This window comes from Burkholderia sp. 22PA0099 (assembly GCF_047497165.1).
Taxonomy (GTDB): domain Bacteria; phylum Pseudomonadota; class Gammaproteobacteria; order Burkholderiales; family Burkholderiaceae; genus Burkholderia.
On the sequence record NZ_CP163164.1, the window covers coordinates 2,836,596 to 2,857,633 of the forward strand.

A 21,038-nucleotide genomic window follows, 5' to 3' on the forward strand; every position below is an offset into this window, starting at 1 on the left:
CGCGCTTGCGCTCCCGGGCCGATACGCGAGCCCGGGCAATGTGTGATGCGAACGACCTGCTTAGCCGCGCGTCGGGTAGACGCCCTGCATCGCGATGATGAACGTCAGGCCGAGGTACGGATTGCGGATCGAGAACGGCAGGCTGCCACCGGCCGTCGAGTTGGTGATCGACGGGGGCGCCATCGTCACGCTCGCGTTGAACGGCAGCAGGTTCGTGTTCGGTGCGGCGGTGCTGTACACGGTGGCCGTGTGGCCGCTCGATGCGCCCGGGCCGAGCACCATGTTGCTGCCCGGCACCGATTGCGGCGCCGTGGTGGCGGTGGTGGCCGGGATCGAGATCGACACGGTGCTGGTGCCGCCGCCGCCCGTTACGATCGCAGCGTGCGTGTGGATCGGCATGTTGGAGCTGAGCAGCGTCGTCGTTTCCGTGCCCGACGATTCGCCGATCACGATGTTTTGCAGGCCGGCGCCTTGGCCGGTGCCGACCGGGCTGCGGCCCATCATGTTCGGCAGGCCGAAGGTGCTGGTGCCGGTGCCGCCGTAATTGGTGCCGAGCAAGGCGAACAGCGCGTTGTTCTGCGCAATCGAAATAATCTGGCCCTGACAGAGCGCCCAGCCATAGGGCGCAAAGTCGAAAGCGACCATGCGGATTTCGCCAAGATACTGATCGGACATGTTGACTCCTGAAGGAGGTCGGTGGGGAAAGTGACGGGTGTTGTTATGAGGCTTGCGCGCCGGCCGGCGTGTCCGGCTCGACGCGGCTATGAATCACGGCGCACAACGTGCCGGCGCCGGTATCGAGCGGGCGCGTCGGGGTCACGAACAGCAGCCAGGCACGGCCATCCGGCGCGCCGAACCGATAGGTGTCCTGCGGCAGCCGTACGTCGATCGGCAGTTCGAAATGAGCGAGATAGCAGGTATGGGCCGGATTCATCGCGACGCCGTCCGGCGCCTCGGTGAGACGCGTCTGCGTCAGCGGCACGGCGGCCTCGTCGGCCGTCGAGATGACGAGGACCTGGCCGATCAGGCCTTTCAACTCGTCGTGGGTAGGCAGTTCCGACACATCAATTCCCAGGCGTTGGTCCGTACGCCCGCCGGTCGTCCACACCCCCTGGCAGGCCGATCGGCGATCCTTGTGATCCATTTCGGGCTCGGCCTCGTGTATCCGGGCCATAACTCCGCAACGGTTCCTTTTGCATTTTTTTCACGGGACCGTATTCCCGTGACGACTTTTTTTAAAACCTCGGAAATAAGGTTTCGATTATCACTTCGCTATGTGTCTGGATCGGTTAACGCCATCCATGACGCTTTCTTTAGGGTTACATGCGAATTTGCGAAACTGTCACGATTTATTTTTCATCATGCCGCTGTGGTAACGCGGCGTAACGATGCCAGCGCCTCGGCCGGCCGATCGAACGGCGCCGCGTCACGCCGCATTGAGTCGTACACGCCGGTCGAACCGGTTTTCCGAAAACCCAGCCGCTGATACAGGGATTGCACCGGATTGTCCGGTTCCACGCTGAGGCTGACCGGCAGGCCCTGCGCGGCCGCCTCGGCCAGCACCGCGTGCATGAGCCGTGTGCCGAGGCCGGCGCCACGCCGGGCGGGCAGCAGGGCGATGTCGATCACGCGCACCTCGTCGCCGAGCTGCGCGGGCCGCCAGGCGTGGTACAGGCGGCCCACGGGCTGGCCGTCGAGCGCCACCACGTCGAAGCAGCCATGCGGGTAGTGCTCGCGATAGTAGGTTTGCTGCAACCGCGACTGCTCGTGCAGGAACGCGTCGATGCGTTCGGGCGGCCAGCCGGTACGCTTGAATTCCTCGCGGCGCGTGCTGACGAAAACTTCGCTCAGAAACGCGTCGTCATCCGGCGTGGCTGCGTGCAATGTCAATTCGGATTGCGCGCAAATGTTTGCGGGTGCCGAATTCACTGCTGGGACAGATGCCGGGACGGATTTCATGACGCCTGAAAAAGTTAAATGCACGGCTGGAAAAATTTACTTTCGGGATGCTATCCAATTGTCTGATGAGCGGCAACTGGATTTTATTAAGCCGGATTCAGTGATTGCCCCAATGCCCGGCATTGGAAAAAATAAAACAAACGTTTTCGGGGACTGATTCGAAACACTTTTTCAAAAAATAGAGAAATTGCATAGGCAACTCGATTTGCGATCAAAAAACGCCACCAAGCGCGCAAAAAAAATCCCCCGCGAAGCGGGGGATTTTCATGTGGGCGACACGGCGCCGTGCCGCCCGTGGCGGCGCGGCGGAACGTGCGAGCGTCAGTGCGTCGTCACGGGCTCGTCGTTCAGCGTGTGCAGGAACGCGATGATGTCCTTGATGTCGGCCTGCGTCATGGCCGGCTGATCGCCGAACTTGCGGTCGAACGGGGCATCGGTCACGTCGACGTTGGCCTGGTACTTGGCCGGGATGTCGTCGTATTTCTGCACCTTGCCGTCGGCGCCGCGCGGGTAGAACTTGCCCGGATTGGTGTTGCGCTCGTTGTAGAAATCCATCACGTGCTGCAGGTCGTGATAAATGCCGTTGTGGAAGAACACCTGGCGCGTGGCCGAGTTGCGCAGCGTCGGCGTCAGGAACATCGAGCAGTACTGCGACTGATCCTTCAGGTCGGTACGGAACGGGCCGCACACGCCGATATCGAAGAACGCCGGGTCCTTGTTCTGGTCCAGCGCGTGGTTGCGCGGCAGGCCGAGCGCCTCGTACTGGTAATCGGTGAACATCGGCGGCAGGCCGTCCGGGGTCGGCTGCGACAGGTGGCAGCCCGCGCAGTTGGCCTTGTCCGGATCGTTGAACAGGCGCAGCCCATTCAGTTCGGCGTGCGTCAGGCGCGCCTTGCCTTCGAGCCACTGGTCGTACTTGCTGTTGTACGGATGAAAGGATGGATCCTCGAACTGGTAGCGCGCGATCGCGAACATCACTTCCGAGATCGCCAGTTGCGGGTTGCTGAACAAGGATTCGCCGAACAGTTGCTTGAGCGGCTTCGCGTACTGGCTGGCCTCGACGCGCTTGAGCACGCTGTCGGTGTCCGGGTTGGCCATTTCGACCGAATTCAGCAGCGGGCCGAACGCCTGCTGCTGGAGCGTGTCGGCGCGGCCGTCCCAGAACAGGCCGCCCTGCGGCACCATCTGCACCGAGGCCGCGCCGCCGGCCGTCTTCTGGTTCTTCACCACGCCCGCGTTCTGCGTGGCGAGCTGCTGGACGGTGGCCGCCGCGTCGTTCTCGCCGGCGTCCGGGCCGATGCTGAAGTTCGGCTGGCGCTCCAGGTACTTCAGCGACGGCGGCGGGCGGTAGCCCTGCAGCTTCATGTTGGTGCCGCCGAGCTGGGCGTCGAGCCCGTTCGGCGGGCCGTAGGCGTGCGCCGGGCTGTGGCACGAGGCGCACGAGAGCTTGCCCGATGCCGACAGCATCGGGTCGAAGAACAACTGCTTGCCGATCAGCGCCACCGCCGAAAGCGGCTGCATGGGGGGCGTTGCAGCGTCACCGGATGCGGATTCGCGCCCGTCAGGTTCTCGACGATCTCGCCCACGGCGTCGGGCACGCTGGCCGGGTAGGCAACGGCATAGCCGGCGTAGCCGACCGCGGCGAGCACGGCGGCGCCGAGGATCGTCAGCGCGGCGTTGCGCAGGGTGCGGCGGCGCGGTGCCGGGGAAGAGGGCGGAACGACTGGCGTGACGGTAGCGTTCATACGGGTAGTGTCGTATTCGGGGCGGCCGAGGCCGCACAGGCAAAAAGCCGGCGCTTGCGCGCCGGCCGGTTTTCGGTCAATCAGACCGGGTCGATCAGTTCGCCGGAGCGGCGCTCAGTTGCGTGCCGACCGTCGGGTCGAGGTACAGCGGCGTGGTGTTGGCCGTGGCCGTTGCCGACGTGTTCAGCAGGTCGCTCATGTCGCCAGCCGTGGCGTCGAACGAACCGCCACCCAGACGTGCACCGCCGAGCCAGTTGTCTTCGATGAAGCGCGTGACCGAAGCTTGCGTGATCGGCTTGTGGCTGACGTAGTTCGTCTTGGCGTACGGCGAGATCACGACGAACGGGATACGCGTGCCCGGACCGCAGCGGCCGTTGACCGGCTTGCCTGCGACACCCAGCGGTTGCGTATTGGCGACGCCGCACAGGCCGTTGCCGTTGACTTGGTCGACTGCGTCGAACGAGCCCGAGGTCGGTGCCGTGTACAGGTGGTCGTACCAACCGTCCGAATCGTCATACGTCACGACCACGGCGGTGTTCTTCCAGTCCGGCTGCTGCATCAGGAAGTTGACGACCTTCGTCACGAACGCTTGCTCGTCCAGCGGATCCGAGTAGCCAGCGTGCGCATCTTGTGCAGCCGGTGCCTTCAGGAAGTTGACCGACGGGTAGTTGCCGGCCTTGACTGCCGCGAAGAAGTCGTCCGTGTCGTACTGGTGGTTCGCCGGTTCAGCCGTCTTGCCGTCGGCTTGCAGGCTCGAACCGATCGCGGCCGTCGAGCTCGGACGCGTGTGGTTCGGGTTCGACGTCGAAGCGAAGTACTGGAACCAGTTGTGGTGCGGGATGTAGTCGGCCGTTGCCGCGCCCACTGCCGTCGCGATCGACGAGCGCTTGCATTGCGTCGTGCCGTTCGAGTTGATCGTGGACAGGTTGAAGCCGCCCATGAAGCCGCCCCACGTGATCTTCTGCGCGTTCAGCAGATCGCCGACGTTCTTGCCCTGCATCATGGCCTGGTCGGTCGTGCTCGAGCAGATGTCGTAGCCCGGATCCACGTCGTTGATCATCGTGTAGCCGCTTTGGCCATCGTTGATGTAGTACGTGGAAGCGGCGACCGTCGAAACCGCCTTCGACGTCTTCACGATCTGCATGCCGTTGGTGTTGCCCGACACCACTTCGAGTGCGCCCGGCGTCGACGGACCATACGTGTCCGTGAACGCGTTGTCGCTCATCGCGTAGTGCGAAGCGTAGTTCCACAGGGCCGTGACGGTGTTGCCGTCGTAGTAGCCCATGACCTGGCCCTTCGTACCGAAGGCGCCCGCGCCGCCGGCCGTTGCGGTACCCGTGTAGAGCGGGAACAGGTCGGCTGCGCCGTTGTCGTAGGCTTGCTGTTCCGCCGTGTAGGCGTGGTTCTGGTCGGCCGACGCTGCTTGCGAACGGTCCAGACGGAACGGGTTCGCGGCGTTGGTCGTGTTCAGCGTGTTCGTGAAGTTGCCGTTGGCGGTGCGCAGCGTGCTGGTTGCGGCGCCGAGACCTTGAATGTCGGTCTGCGTGTTGGCGGCGGCCGTGAAGGCCGGTTCGCCGGCCGGGTTCGTCGCGTTCGGGTACGTACCGAAGTAGTGATCGAACGACACGTTTTCGCCGTAGATCACGACCAAGTGCTTGATCGGGGTCTTGGTCGTCAGGGCGTCTTGCGACGACACCGTGGCGGCCGGCGTGGTGCTCGCGGCGGGCGAGTTGTCATCATTGCCGCCACAGGCAGCCAGCGCGATCGCAGACGCGGCGCAGGCAGTGGCAATCAAGGTTCGACGAAGCAGCATTGTGTGAGACTCCAGTGGAAGACCGTCTTGTGTTTATTACGTAATTCCCCGTTCGAGACGGCGCGGACCATTGTTGGTAGCGGGCGGGGCCCTCGAAGCGGGAGACCCCCCCTGTCTTCGAAGTGCGTGCATTGGAACAGGCCGGTATGAAGCTGGCGGGAAGAGTTACTTTCGTAATCGTTACGTGTGCGTATCGCCTGTATTACGAAAACTTTGAATGGAAAGAAATGCGAAGGCGGGCGCGCGAGGGGTTTCGCTGCGCGCCTGGTGGGTCGGGCATGGATATGCCTGAAAGCGTGACGCGCCTTTGACGGCCAAATGAAAATCACGGGAAGAATCGATTTCCATTTCATTTCTTATCACTATCTGATTGCTTTCAATCGAGGGTGCCGGGCTGTGCCGAATGGCGGCGATCCCGTCATGGCCAATCGCACGCGTTCGTGCAGGGCCAGATCCCGTAAGGCGCGGCGTCCATCGGTGCCACGTCCGCACGGCGGGCGTGGCGTGCGGTTTCGGTCATGACGCCGGTTTCGGCGCGTTGCAGGGCGCGCCGAAATTCATCGGATGAAATTGGAAGTTATTGCCAGGCTGATCGAAAGGTGATTCGAGGCGATCGGGGCCTCGGTCGATGACACACTATTTGCATCGATTTCAGCGAGTTTTTCGCGGGTTTCCGCCGGTTTCGGTGGCCGCCGGCAGGTTGCGCCGGTGCAACCCGCTACAATTGCGGATTTTCGGCGCGCAGCCGGTGCCGTTCCGGGCAGATCGGGGCGGCTCGCGCGGCGTCTTGACGGGGGACAACAGGTGACGCCCGGGGCCGGGCGCACTGTATGGAGACACTATGGTCGACAACACACACAACGAGAACGGCGGACTGCAGCGAGGGCTCAAGAACCGCCACATCCAACTGATCGCCCTGGGCGGCGCGATCGGCACCGGGCTGTTCCTCGGCATCGCCGAAACGATCCAGGCGGCCGGGCCGTCGGTGCTGCTGGGCTACGCGATCGCCGGCATCGTCGCGTTCTTCATCATGCGGCAGCTCGGCGAGATGGTGGTGGACGAACCGGTGGCCGGCTCGTTCAGCTACTTCGCCGACAAATACTGCGGGCACTTCATCGGCTTCCTGTCGGGCTGGAACTATTGGGTGCTGTACATCCTCGTCAGCATGGCCGAATTGTCGGCGGTGGGCGTGTACGTGCATTACTGGTGGCCCGACATGCCGAACTGGGTGTCGGCGCTGGTGTTCTACGCGATCATCAACCTGCTGAACTTCGTCAGCGTGAAATCCTACGGCGAAACCGAATTCTGGTTCGCGATCGTCAAGGTCGCGGCGGTGGTCGGCATGATCGTGTTCGGCGGCTGGCTGCTGCTGTCGGGCGGCGCGGGGCCGGAGGCCGGCGTCGCGAACCTCTGGCGCAACGGCGGGTTCTTCCCGAACGGCGTGAGCGGGCTGGCGATGTCGATGGCGGTCATCATGTTCTCGTTCGGCGGGCTCGAACTGGTGGGCATCACCGCCGCCGAGGCCGACGACCCCTCGCGCAGCATTCCGCGCGCGACCAACCAGGTGCTGTACCGCATCCTGATCTTCTATATCGGCGCGCTCGGCGTGCTGTTGTCGTTGTTCCCGTGGCAGAAGGTGGCGAGCGGCGGCAGCCCGTTCGTGCTGATCTTCCACGCGCTCGGCAGCGACCTGGTGGCGAACGTGCTGAACGTGGTGGTGCTGACCGCCGCGCTGTCCGTCTACAACAGCGGCGTGTACTGCAACAGCCGGATGCTGTTCGGCCTGGCCAAGCAGGGCAACGCGCCGCGCGCGCTGCTGGCCGTGAACCGCCGCGGCATTCCGGTGGTGGCGCTGGGCGTGTCGGCGGTGGCCACCGGCCTGTGCGTGGTGATCAACTACCTGATGCAGGGCAAGGCGTTCGGTTTCCTGATGGGGCTGGTGGTGTCGGCGCTGATCATCAACTGGGGAATGATCAGCTATATCCACCTGCGGTTCCGCCGCGCCAAGCGCGAAGCCGGCCAGCCGACGCAGTTCCGCAGCTTCGGTTATCCGCTCACCAATTACCTGAGCCTGGCGTTTCTCGCGGCGATTCTGGTCGTGATGTACCTGTCGCCGGGCTTGCGGCTGTCTGTCTATCTGATTCCGGTGTGGCTGATCGTGCTCGGAATCGGGTATCGTTGGCGCGGACGCCGCCCGAACGACACGGACGCGGCCCGCGGCGCATCGGCCTGAGCCGGTTGCCACGCATTTCATCGATCGACCAGGAACCACCATGTTCGAACACATCGACGCCTTTCCCGGCGACCCGATTCTCTCGCTCAACGAGAACTTCCAGAAAGATCCGCGCGAGCGGAAAGTCAATCTGAGCATCGGCATCTATTTCGACGAAGCCGGCCGCATTCCGGTGATGGGCCCCGTGCGCGAGGCTGAAAAGCAGTTGGCCGCCGCGATCGGCCCGAAGCCGTACCTGCCGATGGCCGGCATCGAGGCGTACCGCGACGCGGTGCAGACGCTCGTGTTCGGCAAGGATTGCGCCGTGCGCGACGCCGGCCGGATCGCCACGGTGCAGACCGTGGGCGGTTCGGGCGCGCTGAAGGTGGGCGCCGATTTCATCAAGCGCTACTTCCCCGGCACGCCGATCTGGGTCAGCGACCCGAGCTGGGAAAACCATCGCTTCGTGTTCGAGCGCTCGGGCCTGACGGTCAATACCTACCCGTACTACGACGACGCCACCGGCGGCCTCAAGTTCGACGCCATGCTGGCCGCGCTCGACGCGCTGCCGCCGCGCAGCGCCGTGCTGCTGCACGCCTGCTGCCACAACCCGACGGGCGTGGACCTCGACGACGCGCAATGGCTCAAGGTGATCGACGTGCTGCAGGCGCGCGAGCTGCTGCCGTTCGTCGACATGGCCTACCAGGGCTTCGGCGCGGGCCTCGACGCCGATGCGTTCGCGGTGCGCGAAATCGCGCGGCGCGGCATTCCGGCGCTGATCGCCACGTCGTTCTCGAAGAACTTCTCGATCTACGGCGAGCGCTGCGGCAGCCTGTCGGCGATCTGCGAGGACGCCACGACGGCCGGCCGCCTGCTCGGCCAACTGGCCAGCAACGTGCGCGCGATCTACAGCAACCCGCCGACGCAGGGCGCGAAGCTGGTCACGGCGGTGCTGAGTTCGCCCGAGCTGCGCGCGCAGTGGGAAGAGGAACTGGCCGCCATGTGCCGCCGCATCGCGCGCATGCGCACGGCGATCCACGACGGCCTGAAGGCCCATATCCAGGGCGAGGCGCTGTCGCGCTACATCAAGCAACGCGGCATGTTCACGTACAGCGGGCTGACCGAAACGCAGGTCGACGTGCTGCGCGAGCAGCACGGCGTCTACATTCTGCGTTCGGGCCGCATGTGCGTGGCCGGGCTCAACGAGTCGAACGTCGGCATCGTGGTCGATGCGATCGGCGAGGTGATCGCAAGCGGGGTCTGAGCGCGGCGCTTCGGCGCTGGCGCCGGCTGACCTCCTGAACGGGGCCGCCGCCTCGTGTCGCGAATGCGGCACGGGCGGCGGCCCCGTTTTTCATGCGCGGTTCGCTGCGGCGCGCGGCCGGCTGTCGTATCGTCGTGGCTGATGAAACGATGAGCAAGGAGGGCGCAATGAGCATCCGCGTGGTGCGGCTCGGTTCGCCGCGCGAACCGGGCGAGGGCGTGCGGATCGGCACGGTGCGGCGGCCGCCGCGCGGCGTGCCGAAGGCGGAATTCGCTACCCGCGACTATTACGACGTCTGGCTGCCGGTGCTGGCGCCGAGCGAGGCACTGGTCAAAGCCGCGCATGCGGCTGATACCGACGCGAAATGGCGCGCGTTCTCGCGCAGCTTCCGCGCCGAGATGGCGAAGGGCGAGGCCGGCAAGGTGCTCGATCTGCTGGCGGCGCTGTCGCATGGCAGCGATTTCTCGATCGGCTGCTATTGCGAGGACGAGGCGCATTGCCATCGCGGCATCCTGCGGCGGTTGCTCGAATCGCGCGGCGCGGCGGTGCTGCCCTGAACACGGGCGCGGTATGCGGCTTGCGAGCCCGAACCTGCTTTTCGCCGCGCGGCCGGGGTGGGCATCTGCGACATGATGTAAGCGATGTAGCGAATTTGATCGCGCGCAAGCGATGGCTCGCCGCGCCGACTATGCTGAATCGTCGGGTGCATTTTGCGCTGCCCGTTGAGGAGGCTGTCATGCATATCTCGTTTCCGCAGGATCCCCCGTTGTTCACGCCGGCCGATCCGGCCATCGCCTTCCCGGTGCTCGTCGATACCGCACGCATGCGCTGCGAGATCAGCGCGGAGGCGCTGGCCGATTATTTCGGCGCGGCGTCGTCGGGCGAGGGCGATCTGCGTCACGCGTTCGCCGCGCATCGCGACGAAATCGAGGAAGCCGCGCGGCGGCTGATCGAGACGTCGGGCGGCGATCCCGTCAAGCTGCGCAGCGGGTTCTTCCGCTTCTGCGGCTGACACGGGTGCCGGCCGGTTGCGGCACGCGGCGGGGGTCAGTCGTCGGGGTCGTCGACCAGCCGGTGCCGCAGCGCGTAGCGCACCAGTGCCGCTTCGTGCGGCATCTGCATCTTTTCCAGAATCCGGGTTTTATAGGTGCTGACCGTCTTCGCACTGACGCACAGCGCGTTGGCGATCTCGGTCAGCGTCTGGCCGGTGGCGATGCGCCGGAATACGTCGAATTCGCGGTCGGACAGCCGCTGATGCGGCAGCGTGTCGGCCGGCTCGTTGAGGCTTTGCGCGAACCGCTCGGCCATCGACAGGCTCACGTACACGCCGCCCGACGCCACCTTCGATACCGCGCCCACCAGCTCGGCGCTGGCGCTTTCCTTGGTCAGATAGCCCGACGCGCCGGCGCGGAACGCACGCAGCGCATATTGCTGCTCGGCGTGCATGGTCAGCACGAGAATCCGCAGCGCCGGTTTTTCATCCTTGATCTGCTTGATCAGTTCGACGCCGTTGCGGCCCGGCATCGACAGATCGAGCACCAGCACCTGCGCGGGGGTCTGGCGGATCAGCGAGATGGTCGAGGCGCTGTCGTGCGCCTCGCCCGCCACGTCGAAGCCGGTGGCTTCCTTCAGGATGTGGCGCAAGCCGTCGCGAACGAGGGCGTGATCGTCTGCAATCAGCACATGGATCATGGCAGGTTCGGGTCCTGTTGAATCGACGGTAGGGGAATGGTGATGGTCAGCGCGTAACCCTGGTCGCGCGCCGTTTCGATGCGTACCGCGCCGCCCAGCATGTGGGCGCGCTCGCGAATGCCGAGCAGGCCGAACGATTTGTCGTCGGGCGCGCGGCGCACGTCGGTGTGCGTCGCGCCCACGCCGTCGTCGGCGATGCGCAGCACGCACTGGTGCTCGTCCATCGTCAGCGCCAGCTCCACGCGCGTGGCGTCGGCATGGCGCGCCACGTTGGTCAGCGCTTCCTGCACGATGCGAAACAGCGCCGTCGCGCTTGCGTTCGAGAATTCCAGTTCGCCCGGCTCGATGCGGCGCTCGACGTCGATGCCGTAGCGGTGCGTGAAATCGTTGACGAGCCATTCGATCGCCGGCACCAGGCCGAGATCGTCGAGCATCACGGGGCGCAGGTCGGCCGCGATGCGGCGCACCGAGGCCACCGTCGCGTCGATCAGGCGGCGCATCTCGCGCAGCGGCTCGTCCACGCTCTCGTGTGCCTCGGGCGAACTGTTGCGCAGCAGCCGGTGCTCGACGGCCGACAAATCCATCTTCAGTGCGGTCAGTTGCTGGCCGAGGTCGTCGTGCAGTTCGCGGGCGATGCGGGTTTTTTCCTCCTCGCGCACGCGCTGCAGGTTGGCCGACAGCTCGCGCAACTCCTCGCGCGACGCCTTCAGCGCGTTTTCGGCCTGCAGGCGCTCGGTTACGTCGCGCATCATCACCGTGTAGAGCTTGCCGGCGCCGTCGTGGATCTGCGAGATCGAGGCCTCGATCGGGAATTCGTCGCCGTTCGCGCGCAGGCCGTAGAGCAGGCGCTGGCTGCCGAGATGGCGCTCGGATTGCCCGGTCACGCCGAAGCGCGCGATGTGCTGGCCGTGGGCGGGGCGAAACCGTGGCGGAATGAAGCGCGTGAGCGGGGCGCCGATCGCGTCCATGGCCGACACGCCGAACACCTTTTCCGCCATCGGATTGAAGATCACCACTTTTTGGTCCTCGTCGACCGTGATGATCGCTTCCATCGACGAACGGATGATGCCCATCATGCGCGCCTCGTTGAGACGGCTGCCGCTCGGCACGGCGCGTGCGGCGGCGCGTGCGCGCGACCAGCCGGCCATCGCGGCGGCCAGCGACAGCGACGCGATCAGGCCGGCCGCCAGCACCAGCGAGGCCAGCGTGCGGGCGCCGCCGGTGGTGTCGAACGCGGTGTAGGCGAGTGTCAGCGTGTCGCCGCCGAAATGGAGCGTGTCGGTGCGGCGGTAGCGCGAGTGGGCGATCGGAGCCTCGTCGGGCGGCATGTCGGTGGCGTAGAGCGGGGCGCCTGGCAGTGCGGCATAGGCTTGCAGGCCGAGGTTGCGGTCTTCCTCGGTGGCCAGCTCGAAGGCGCGTGCGGTGTCGAGCGGTGCGAACAGGAAGCCGGCCAGCGCGCCGCGGCGGGCGGCCGTGTTTGCCGGGGCCGGGTCGCGGTAGACGGGCAGGTAGAGCGTCAGCGCGGGCGCCACGCCGCCGGCCGCGTCCGGAGCGGGATGGCTTGCATGGGCGGCCAAGGCGATCTGGCCGGTGTCGGCGGCGCGCTGCATCGCCTCGGCGTCCTGCGCCGGCAATTCGGGCGCCGCGCCGTGGGCCACCGGCGCGAACAGCGCGATCGTCGCGGCGGAAGGCGATGCCGTGCTGCCCGCGCTCGCGTAGCCGAGCGCTCGCAGCGGGGCACGGGCGTAGTCGAGATCGAGGCCCGACACGTAAGCGCGCCAGGCATCGGGGCTCAAGCCGGGTGAGGCTTGCAGCAGGCCGCGCGCGCCGGTCAGCACCGCGGCGCCCGCCTGCAGCTCGCGTTGCAGATTGGCGCTGACGGTGCCCGTGCGCCGCGCGAAGCGCGCCGTGGTGGCGTCCTGCCACGATTGGCCGACAAACCACGCGAGCGCGGCGGACAGCACCGCGCCCACGACGAATGCGCCGAACCCCGCAGCAGCCGGGCGCGCCAGCGCCGCAGCGAACTTCGAGCGCGAACGCTCGCGCGGCGGCCCGGATGAGGGGCGTGAGGAACCGCTATCGGTCATGAGCTTTTAGGTATGAGCCGCATCGCGAGCCGTATCCGCATGCAGTGCCTGCGTGCGTCCGTCGGCCGGCTCGTGGCGGTGAGCGTCGGTTCGTTCTTTTCGATGTGAAATTGTGCTTGGTTTACTTGTTTTTGGCTAATGGCAAGAGACAAACACGCACACTGAATCGATTCGACACGATGGTTTGGATTGTTTTGATTTCAGGTTCGATGGCTCGTGTAGTTTGTGTGGTTCGTGAACCGGTCTTGCGGATAAAAATCGCGCTGCACCGGTTTGCGCAAGAATCCTTTGTCAACGTACGGTTACCGAAACCGTCTAAAATGCGCTGATCCCGGTCGTGCGGCCGGGTGCCGCACCCCGTGCCGATGTCGCACCGGGCGGTTCCGCCCCGCGCAGTCCGGTTCGATTCGATCCAGGAGCGGCGCCGTGTGGCACTTTCCCGTAGCAATTCCTTCGTCGCTCGGCCCTTGGGCCGTGTTCCTGAGCGTGCTCGTCACGCAGCTCGGGCTGCCCGTGCCGGCCGCGCCGATGCTGATCCTGGGCGGGACGATGGCGGCGATGGGGCAGGCGTCCTACGCCAGCATGTTCGCCGCGGCGATCGGCGCGACGCTGCTGGCCGATTCGTTGTGGTTCAGCGCCGGGCGCCTGCGCGGGCGCCGGCTGCTCAACGGGCTGGTGCGCTACTCGCTGTCGCTCGACACCACGCTGCGGATCGCTCGTAACGTATTCGAACGCCACGGCGCGCCGCTCCTGATCGTCGCCAAATTCCTGCCGGGCCTTGGCCTGATGTCGGCGCCGCTGCTCGGCACCACGGCCATCGCCGTGCCGGTGTTCCTGTTCTGGGATTTCGCGGGCGCGACGCTGTGGGCCTCGACCTGGCTGCTCGGCGGCGCGGCGCTCGATCATGAAATCGTGCGCATCGTGCTGTGGGTGCGCAGCAGCGGCGGCACCATCTTCGACGCGTTCGCCGCGATCTTCCTGACCTTCCTGTTGTATCGCTGGGTGCGCCGCATGCAGTTCCGCCGCTGGCTCGGCAAGGTGCGCATCGAGCCATCGCAGCTCGACGAGATGATGAAGTCGCCGAACCCGCCGCTGATCTTCGATGCGCGCCCGCGCGCGATCCGCCAGAAGGACGCCTACCGGATCGCGGGCGCCTATCCGCTTGATCTCGACTCGTCCGACAAGCTCGATCCGGCCTTGTTGTCGCGGCCGTTGGTGGTGTATTGCGTATGCCCGAACGAAGCCACGGCCAAGAAGATCATCCAGCAGTTGCAGCGCAAGAACGTGCACAACCTGAAGGCGCTGAAGGGCGGGCTCGACGCGTGGGAAAAGCACGGCTTCCCGGTGGAGCCGCTGCCGGTGGATTTCGAGGCGTCGCGGTATACGGTGCGGCCCGAGCGGGAAATGTCCGGCGAATACACGGTGCGGGCGCGGCTGTCGGATTCGTAAGCTTCACGGGGCGGCGCGGTCCGCCCCGGCCTAACTGCGCGGTTTGCCGCAAGCGGGCACAATCCTCCACTGATTCTGATTCGAATGCGCGGCCGTTGCGTGCTTGCGCACGGCCGCGCGCGAACCCTGTTTCCACTCGAGCGGAGGGCCTATGGCCAGCAAAACCATCGCGGACTATCTTGCCAGCACCTTGGCGCAAGCCGGTGTCGAACGTATCTGGGGCGTCACGGGCGACAGCCTGAACGGCCTCTCGGACAGCCTGCGGCGGCTTGGCACGATCGCGTGGTCGCACACGCGTCACGAGGAAACCGCCGCGTTTGCGGCCGGTGCGGAAGCCGCCATCACCGGCAAGCTGGCGGTGTGCGCCGGCAGTTGCGGCCCCGGCAACCTGCACCTGATCAACGGCCTGTTCGACTGCCAGCGCAGTCATGTGCCGGTGCTCGCGATCGCCGCGCATATCCCGTCGTCCGAAATCGGCCTCGACTATTTCCAGGAGACGCATCCGCAGGAGCTGTTCCGCGAATGCAGCCATTTCGTCGAACTGGTATCGAATCCGAAGCAATTTCCACGCGTGCTCGACCGCGCGATCCGCACGGCGATCGAGGAGCGCGGCGTGGCCGTGATCGTGCTGCCCGGCGATATCGCGCTGGAGGCCGCGCCCGACGCCACGCCGAGCCATATCGGCTACGAGGGCAGCGCGCTGGTGCCGGCGGCGGCCCAGGTCGACGAACTGGCCCGACGGCTCGACGCGTCGAAGAAGGTCGCGCTGCTGTGCGGCAGTGGCTGCGCCGGTGCGCACGACGAGGTGGTGGCGCTGGCCGACATGCTCGGCGCGCCGATCGTCCATGCGCTGCGCGGCAAGGAACATGTTGAATGGGATAACCCGTTCGACGTCGGCATGACCGGGCTGATCGGCTTCAGCTCCGGCTATCACGCGCTGAAATCCTGCGACACGCTGCTGATGCTCGGTACCGATTTCCCCTACCGGAATTTCTATCCGAGCGACGCGCAGGTGATCCAGATCGACCGTCGCGGTTCAACGATCGGCAAGCGCGTGCCGGTCGATTTCGGGGTGGTGGGTGACGTCAAGGCGACGCTGGCGGCGCTGAACGGCCGGCTCGCGCGCAAGGCGGACCGCCATTTCCTCGACGCCGCGCGCAAGCATTACGCCGAGGCGCGCGAGGGGCTCGACAGCCTCGCCCGGCCGTCGCCCGACGACGCGCCGATCCATCCGCAATACCTGACGCGGCTCGTCAGCGAACTGGCCGACGACGATGCGATCTTCACCGTGGATGTCGGCACGCCCACGCTGTGGGCCGCGCGCTATCTGAAGATGAATGGCAAGCGCCGCCTGCTCGGCTCGTTCAATCACGGCTCGATGGCCAATGCGTTGCCGCAGGCGCTCGGCGCGCAGGCCGCGCAGCCCGATCGTCAGGTGGTGGCGCTGTGTGGTGACGGCGGGCTGTCGATGCTGATGGGCGAGCTGCTCACGGCGCGCCAGCAGAAGCTGCCGCTCGTGCTCGTCGTGTTCAACAACAGCTCGCTCGGCTTCGTTTCGATGGAGATGAAGGCAGGCGGTTATCTCGACGACGACACGCGGCTGGCCGATACCGATTACGCGGCCATCGCACGCGGCGCGGGCATCGAATCGATTCGCGTCGACCGGTCGGATGAACTGGAAGGGGCGTTGAAGCAGGCGTTCTCGCAGCGCCGGCCGGTGCTGGTCGACGTGCGTATCGCGCGTCAGGAGATCGCGTTGCCGCCGAAGATCGAGTGGGCGCAGGCCAAGGGCTTCAGCCTGTACATGCTGAAGGCGGTGCTGAACGCGAAGGGCAACGAGGTGGTGGAACTGGCGACGACGATGTTCCGTTAACCGGGCGCGCCAAACGACACGCGCCGACGGGGTGAGCCGTCGGCGCGTGGGATGAAGCGAGGGAGGAGCAAGGCACGATCCTGCGAGGTGCCGGGTTCGCTGCCTTACTTCGGTTCGGTTTCCTGATCGGCAGATGCGGCGTCGGGCGCCGCTTCGCTGGCGGCCGGCGCTTCCGGGGCGGCTGCCTGTGCGGCAGCGTCGGTTTCGGCCGGCACGTCTGCCGCGTCGGCAGCTTGTGCCGCTTCAGCCTGCGGTTGGGCCGCGGTGTCGGCGTTTGCTTCGCCTTCCACCTTGGCTGCCTCGTCGCGCTTGGCTTCGCCGGCCTTCGACTTGGCGGCGCGCGTACGGCGAGCCTGGTCGAGGCGCACCGCGCCCGCGGCTTGCTGTTCGGTCACTTCACCCGCTTCGGCGCCGGTCAGGTCGACGCGCTTCGCGCCCGTGACGAGGCTGGCCCAGTAACGGCTGCCGCGGCACCATTCCTTGATCGCATCGCGCAGTTGTGCTTCGTCGAGACTCAGCTCGGCGGTGTGCGCAACGAGATCCTTGAAGATGCCGATCTTGAGCGGCACCTTGGGCGCGGGGTTCTTCGGGAAGGCGGCGGGGAAGCGGCGTTGCAGCTTGCCGATGGCGAGCACCGTGGGGTTGACCGGCTTGGCGTCGACGGCGGGCGCCGGACGGCGGCCCTGCTGCGGTTTGCCGGAGGGCTTGCCGCCCGCGTGGCCGGCAGGCTTGCCGGATGCGGGCTTCTGCCCCGGCTGGCCGTGACGCTTCTCGGACGACGGCTTCGCCGACGATCTGGCTTGGGACTGGCCCTGGCTCGGGGACTTGCCTTGCGGCTTGGCGTCAGCTCGCTGTTGGGCGAGCTGCTTCTTCAATTCAGCGAGTTGTTCGAAACCCATTTCGCACGATCTTTCAGGTTGGACCGCGATTGTAGCAGTCCGGCGCGGTATTTCACCCCGGCGCATCGAAAGTAATTCATGGCGGAGGTTGCCATGCAACAGCTTTCCGAATTGGTGTGCTGCATGCCGCTGCCTGATGGCGTCATATTCACGGCGCATGCTGTGATCGGATTACCTTCCAATTGTCCGATGAATACCGGCATTTCATTCGTATTGCTTCCAATTTGGAGGGGGTATGACTCGAAAATCGGCAGGCAACGCTCAAATTTCCGCCTTAACCCTCAAGTTTTATTCTCCCAATCCGTTTACCGATCCATTGATCAATGGGTCAAAAGCCCGTCAGGCATAGCTTTCACAATGCTTTCGTTCATTTGGGCCGCCATCGCCACCATGTATTTGACCACCGCGATATTCGCGGTGTGCGCAAGGTCGAGCGCATGCCGCCGCCGCGTTGCGAAGCGGTTGCGCGCGCAACCGATTGCGCGGGTTGAATGGTGGGCGCGAGGTGTGATCACAGGGCGGCTGTCACGACGGCTCGGTTCGGAGTGCGTCGCATGATGCGCGGCGAGACCGGCCCGATCGTGCGCACGCCATTCGCGGCGCGTGCGCTGCGGTTCGCCGTACTGAATGGCGTCGTGGCGCTGGTGCTGGCCGCGCTGGCAGGCGGCCTTGCCGCCAGCGTGCCGGCGGCGGCGGCTGCGCTGTGCCCGTCGTGCTTCGGTTTTGTCGAAACGGCGCCCGCGTTGTATCTCGAACGGAGCGCCACGGCCGCGGATGCCGCTCGGGCCCGCGCCGTGGTCGAGGCCGGGCGTCAGCGGGTGCGCGCGTTCTGGGGTGATACGACGGCCGCGCCGCGCGTGCTGGTGTGCGTGAACGATGCCTGTTTTCAACGGATGGGCGGTGGGGCACACCGCGCGCTGTCGTTGTACGACCGCGTGGTGGTGCTGTCGCCGCGCGCGACCGATCCGCAGAGCGTCGCGCATCCGTTCGCGGCAGCCGAATTCGAACATCGGCTCGGCCCGTTCGCGCTGGCCGATGGTCGTGCGCCGGCCTGGCTCGGCAACAGCCTCGCGAGCATCTCGGCCGGTAAGCCGGACGATGCGGCGCGCTGCGCGCGCGACACCGCGGCGGCGTTGCCGGGCGGCTTGCTCGAATGGGGCCGGCGCATGCTGACGGGGCGCGGCCTGCCGGCAACGCCGGCTTGCGGCACGCCGCCTGCGCGGCTCGACGCGAACCACATGAATTCCGGGCAGGCGGGGATGGCCTGGCTTGATGAAGCGGCAGGCAGCAGGACCCATGCGATGCCAGGGTGGGGCCTGGGTCGCCGCAATGGGTAATGAGTTGAGTAGCAGGTTGAGTAACGGGTTCGGCGCGAGCCGGGCGACGCCGGGTGCCACGGTCGTCGTCTGCGAAAACGGGCGGCCGAGTCACGGGCAATACGCAGGTTCGACGTGCAACGCCGGAGGGGATGAAGCCGCTTCGTCCGGTGATGCGCGTACCGTTTTCGCACGGTGTCCGGTTGGGTTTCGAGAGCCAATACGATTGCGTGGCAACAGGCACGGCGGTGGGGCAACGCGCTGCACGCCGTGACGGGATGCGAGGCGCGCCAGCCGGCATGCCATGCAACCCGACGACAACATTCCGCCATGGCCAAAGGCGGCGTGTCGCGCAATCGTTCGCGCCCGATCGGGGGCCGTTTTCCCGCATCGACTCGGATGTCGGGGCAGGACGCATGAAAAAAAGCGAGCCACTATCTTGCGATAGTGGGTTGAGACCTGTTTGATCGTTATAAACCGTCGCAGCGTGCATCGATTCCTCACAGCCTCATGCCAAGACGCGCGAGAACGACGGTGTTCTACGAGGAAGCTGTCATGTCGAATTACCACGAGTTGCTCGAGAAATTGAACGAGCTGACCCGCCAGGCCGGAGAAGCCCGGGAAGCCGAGCTCAAGACCGTGATTCTGGATATCCGGCGCGCCATCGCCGAATACGGGTTGACCGAGCGCGATCTGTTTCCGCCGCGCCTGGGCCGCCCCCGCAAGGAGGATCAGAAGCCGAAGCCCCGTTATCGCGACCCGGAAACGGGCGCAACTTGGACCGGCCGCGGCCGCGTGCCGGGCTGGATCGCCGGACAGGATCGCGACCGCTTCCTGATCGCCTGATCGACGGGGCGGCAAGCGCCGCCCGTGACGACGATCCCGGGCCGAAACGGCCAGTGCCAGCTGCCGCCGGCCCCGGGGCGCGCAAGATACATGATCGATCGCATGGATGTCGGGAATTCGACGGCGCCCATGACGACGTCACTCGCGAATCGGTTCGATTGCAACGGTGCGGTAGCGCACCGATTTATTTTTTTCTGAAAAGCAAACGTTTGCTAGTTGAGATTTTGAGGTTGTGGCCGCGTTTTTTGAGGAATTTCGAGGAAAGGGTGCGGTTCGTGACGGGCAACCGGCGAAGCGGCAGCGGCGGCATCGTGGCGGGTGGGTATCCGCGCCGCCTGACAGCGCTCGATAGGTAATCAATCAGATGGCATTGGGAAAGGAATTTGCATGAATCGCTTTCCACCGCCGAAATAAAAAGACATGCAGGCGAGTACGCAAGTCGATAACGCCAAGGCATACTGTCGCGCTTGAAATAAATTCCCCGATATCAAATCAAAAACAAGGTATTCATGCAGCCGATCAGATGTCTGATTTTCCTGCTGTGCGGCTTCATCGCCACGGCCGCGATTGCTCAAGACGCCGCGTCGCCGGTCGAACAAATGCAAACGGCGCGGCAAGCGCTTGCCGACAATGCCCAAATCAATTTCCAGCAGTTCAGCCGCGACACGCTGTCCATCGTGACCGCCGCCAATGCACTCGATCGTTCGGGCAAGGATTGGGACGCGTTGACGAAATTGCAGGAACTGGAGAAATACGCGCCACTTGCGCAATATCCCGATTACGACGCGCAGATCGTCTGCTTCAATATCTATCACAAGCTCGGCCTGATCATCAAAGCCACCGAATGCCGCCAGCGCGTGGATGCCCTCGCGGACATCCTGCTCAAGCGCTCCGGCAGTGGCGATACGCCCGACGATCCGGTGCGCGTGGTGCGGATCGGCGAGATGGGCGTGTGGGTGCGCCTGCATTCGGGCACGGTCGGCAACGTGAGCACGCTCGAATATCGGGGCGCGACGCTGCAGAAAGTGTCGTATGTCGCACCGGCCGGCGGCAGCCCGGGCATCGTTTATTTCACGACGAATCCGCGTGAAGCCCAGGAGATCAAGCAGGCGAATCCGGATATTTTCAAGCCGCTGCCGGTTACGGCCGATCAAGGCAAGTTCGCCGCCGCCTTGAAAGACGCGCATGAACGGCGCATCACATTCCTGAACGATACGAGTTTCAATTATCTTGAATTGATTCGAGCCGTGCAGGACGACCAGAAGCAGGCGATGCAATTGATACAGCAAGGCGATGCAACCGCCGCGCTCGCCAAACTTCGAGAGATCGAGAAAATCCGGCCGCTTCGCGATATTCCGATTTTCAGCCTGATGTCGGTCTACAGTTTTCTGCTCGGTAAATCCGGTGATACGCAGGCGCAAGACGAGATACGGCTGTATCTGTTCGGTATCGAGCAGGATATTGCACATAGCGGCGACGGATTGACGCCGGATACGGCCGTGCATGTCGTGGCCATCAGTGAGGAAGTGAACTGGCTGCTCGCCAAGAAGCTGCGGGCAGGCCGCCAATCGCTGGATACCGTGCCGGCCCGCAAGATCGATGCGATCGACACGGTGGATGCCGGCGGCCAGTCGCGCACCTATTACTTCGATGTGACTGAACTGTACAAGCGCTATCGGCTGGTCGCTGCCGCTCACTGACTGGATCGATTCCGGAATCGTTTGGCCCCGCTTCAGGCGGGGCTTTTTCATTGGCGCGGCGCAATGATTTCCGATCGCACCGCGTGGAAACGCGCGCTTGCTTGCCATGCCCCGGAAAGCCCGACGGCACACGCATTGCTCGCCGCCGACCGGTATCGCACCGAACCGGGTTTGCGGTCCGCC

At 65.2% G+C, this 21,038-nt stretch carries 19 protein-coding genes and 1 pseudogene; 10 read left to right on the top strand and 10 right to left on the bottom strand.

Annotated features, from left to right (window positions below):
* Positions 1–60: 60 nt before the first annotated feature.
* The 3 genes from AB4851_RS12595 to AB4851_RS12605 all read right to left on the bottom strand — a co-directional run bounded on the left by AB4851_RS12595 (position 61) and on the right by AB4851_RS12605 (position 1,890).
* A complete protein-coding gene (locus tag AB4851_RS12595; protein ID WP_414447475.1) occupies positions 61–675 on the bottom strand; it encodes a phage tail protein in 615 nt (204 codons plus the stop codon).
* 43 nt (positions 676–718) lie between these two features.
* Positions 719–1,144 carry a DUF6916 family protein gene (locus AB4851_RS12600; RefSeq protein ID WP_414447476.1) on the bottom strand — a complete coding sequence of 142 codons (426 nt, stop codon included), beginning with the start codon at positions 1,142–1,144 and terminating at the stop codon, positions 719–721.
* A gap of 215 nt (positions 1,145–1,359) precedes the next feature.
* Positions 1,360–1,890 carry an N-acetyltransferase family protein gene (locus AB4851_RS12605; RefSeq protein ID WP_414447477.1) on the bottom strand — a complete coding sequence of 177 codons (531 nt, stop codon included), beginning with the start codon at positions 1,888–1,890 and terminating at the stop codon, positions 1,360–1,362.
* A 16-nt stretch (positions 1,891–1,906) separates the two neighbouring features.
* Between AB4851_RS12605 and AB4851_RS12610 the strand changes: the two genes are divergently transcribed.
* Positions 1,907–2,116: a hypothetical protein gene (locus AB4851_RS12610; protein ID WP_414447478.1), complete on the top strand. Its 210-nt coding sequence runs from the start codon at positions 1,907–1,909 to the stop codon at positions 2,114–2,116.
* 164 nt (positions 2,117–2,280) lie between these two features.
* Here the strand turns inward: AB4851_RS12610 and AB4851_RS12615 are convergent.
* From AB4851_RS12615 to AB4851_RS12625, 3 genes and pseudogenes are all read right to left on the bottom strand, one after another.
* Positions 2,281–3,704, bottom strand: a pseudogene (locus AB4851_RS12615) (cytochrome-c peroxidase).
* A gap of 94 nt (positions 3,705–3,798) precedes the next feature.
* Complete coding sequence (locus tag AB4851_RS12620; RefSeq protein ID WP_414447479.1) at positions 3,799–5,517, bottom strand: phospholipase C; 1,719 nt, start codon at positions 5,515–5,517, stop codon at positions 3,799–3,801.
* Between the two features lie 180 nt (positions 5,518–5,697).
* Complete coding sequence (locus AB4851_RS12625; RefSeq protein WP_414447480.1) at positions 5,698–5,865, bottom strand: hypothetical protein; 168 nt, start codon at positions 5,863–5,865, stop codon at positions 5,698–5,700.
* Positions 5,866–6,358: 493 nt separating this feature from the next.
* Here AB4851_RS12625 and AB4851_RS12630 point away from each other — a divergent pair, with 493 nt between their 5' ends.
* The 4 genes from AB4851_RS12630 (at position 6,359) to AB4851_RS12645 (ending at position 10,005) form a co-directional block, all read left to right on the top strand.
* Entirely contained in the window at positions 6,359–7,750 is a 1,392-nt protein-coding gene (locus AB4851_RS12630; RefSeq protein WP_414447481.1) for an amino acid permease, read from the top strand.
* Positions 7,751–7,790: 40 nt separating this feature from the next.
* Entirely contained in the window at positions 7,791–8,993 is a 1,203-nt protein-coding gene (locus AB4851_RS12635; RefSeq protein ID WP_414447482.1) for an amino acid aminotransferase, read from the top strand.
* Between the two features lie 167 nt (positions 8,994–9,160).
* On the top strand, positions 9,161–9,550 hold the full coding sequence (locus tag AB4851_RS12640) for a DUF488 domain-containing protein (RefSeq protein ID WP_414447483.1): 390 nt from the start codon (positions 9,161–9,163) through the stop codon (positions 9,548–9,550).
* Positions 9,551–9,729: 179 nt separating this feature from the next.
* Entirely contained in the window at positions 9,730–10,005 is a 276-nt protein-coding gene (locus AB4851_RS12645; RefSeq protein WP_414439322.1) for a DUF1488 domain-containing protein, read from the top strand.
* Positions 10,006–10,040: 35 nt separating this feature from the next.
* Here the strand turns inward: AB4851_RS12645 and AB4851_RS12650 are convergent, their stop codons facing one another.
* The gene (locus tag AB4851_RS12650) at positions 10,041–10,685 is read right to left on the bottom strand and encodes a response regulator transcription factor (RefSeq protein ID WP_206128262.1); all 645 of its coding nucleotides are present in this window, start codon (positions 10,683–10,685) and stop codon (positions 10,041–10,043) included.
* On the bottom strand, positions 10,682–12,772 hold the full coding sequence (locus AB4851_RS12655) for a PAS domain S-box protein (protein ID WP_414447484.1): 2,091 nt from the start codon (positions 12,770–12,772) through the stop codon (positions 10,682–10,684). The genes AB4851_RS12650 and AB4851_RS12655 overlap by 4 nt, the downstream gene beginning before the upstream one ends.
* A 426-nt stretch (positions 12,773–13,198) precedes the next feature.
* Here AB4851_RS12655 and AB4851_RS12660 point away from each other — a divergent pair, with 426 nt between their 5' ends.
* Together AB4851_RS12660 and poxB are read left to right on the top strand one after the other, a co-directional pair.
* The gene (locus AB4851_RS12660) at positions 13,199–14,221 is read left to right on the top strand and encodes a VTT domain-containing protein (RefSeq protein WP_414447485.1); all 1,023 of its coding nucleotides are present in this window, start codon (positions 13,199–13,201) and stop codon (positions 14,219–14,221) included.
* A gap of 151 nt (positions 14,222–14,372) precedes the next feature.
* A complete protein-coding gene (gene poxB, locus AB4851_RS12665; RefSeq protein ID WP_414447486.1) occupies positions 14,373–16,094 on the top strand; it encodes a ubiquinone-dependent pyruvate dehydrogenase in 1,722 nt (573 codons plus the stop codon).
* 104 nt (positions 16,095–16,198) lie between these two features.
* On the opposite strand, the gene AB4851_RS12670 is transcribed toward poxB, so the two are convergent.
* Positions 16,199–16,993 carry a ProQ/FINO family protein gene (locus AB4851_RS12670; RefSeq protein WP_414449181.1) on the bottom strand — a complete coding sequence of 265 codons (795 nt, stop codon included), beginning with the start codon at positions 16,991–16,993 and terminating at the stop codon, positions 16,199–16,201.
* A gap of 554 nt (positions 16,994–17,547) precedes the next feature.
* Between AB4851_RS12670 and AB4851_RS12675 the strand changes: the two genes are divergently transcribed.
* Positions 17,548–18,330: a hypothetical protein gene (locus AB4851_RS12675; RefSeq protein ID WP_414447487.1), complete on the top strand. Its 783-nt coding sequence runs from the start codon at positions 17,548–17,550 to the stop codon at positions 18,328–18,330.
* Between the two features lie 534 nt (positions 18,331–18,864).
* Positions 18,865–19,155, top strand: coding sequence for an H-NS histone family protein (locus AB4851_RS12680; RefSeq protein WP_414439315.1), 291 nt, complete (start codon positions 18,865–18,867; stop codon positions 19,153–19,155).
* A 356-nt stretch (positions 19,156–19,511) separates the two neighbouring features.
* On the opposite strand, the gene AB4851_RS12685 is transcribed toward AB4851_RS12680, so the two are convergent.
* On the bottom strand, positions 19,512–19,730 hold the full coding sequence (locus tag AB4851_RS12685) for a hypothetical protein (RefSeq protein ID WP_414447488.1): 219 nt from the start codon (positions 19,728–19,730) through the stop codon (positions 19,512–19,514).
* Between the two features lie 24 nt (positions 19,731–19,754).
* Here AB4851_RS12685 and AB4851_RS12690 point away from each other — a divergent pair, with 24 nt between their 5' ends.
* Complete coding sequence (locus tag AB4851_RS12690; protein ID WP_414447489.1) at positions 19,755–20,855, top strand: hypothetical protein; 1,101 nt, start codon at positions 19,755–19,757, stop codon at positions 20,853–20,855.
* Positions 20,856–21,038: the final 183 nt, after the last annotated feature.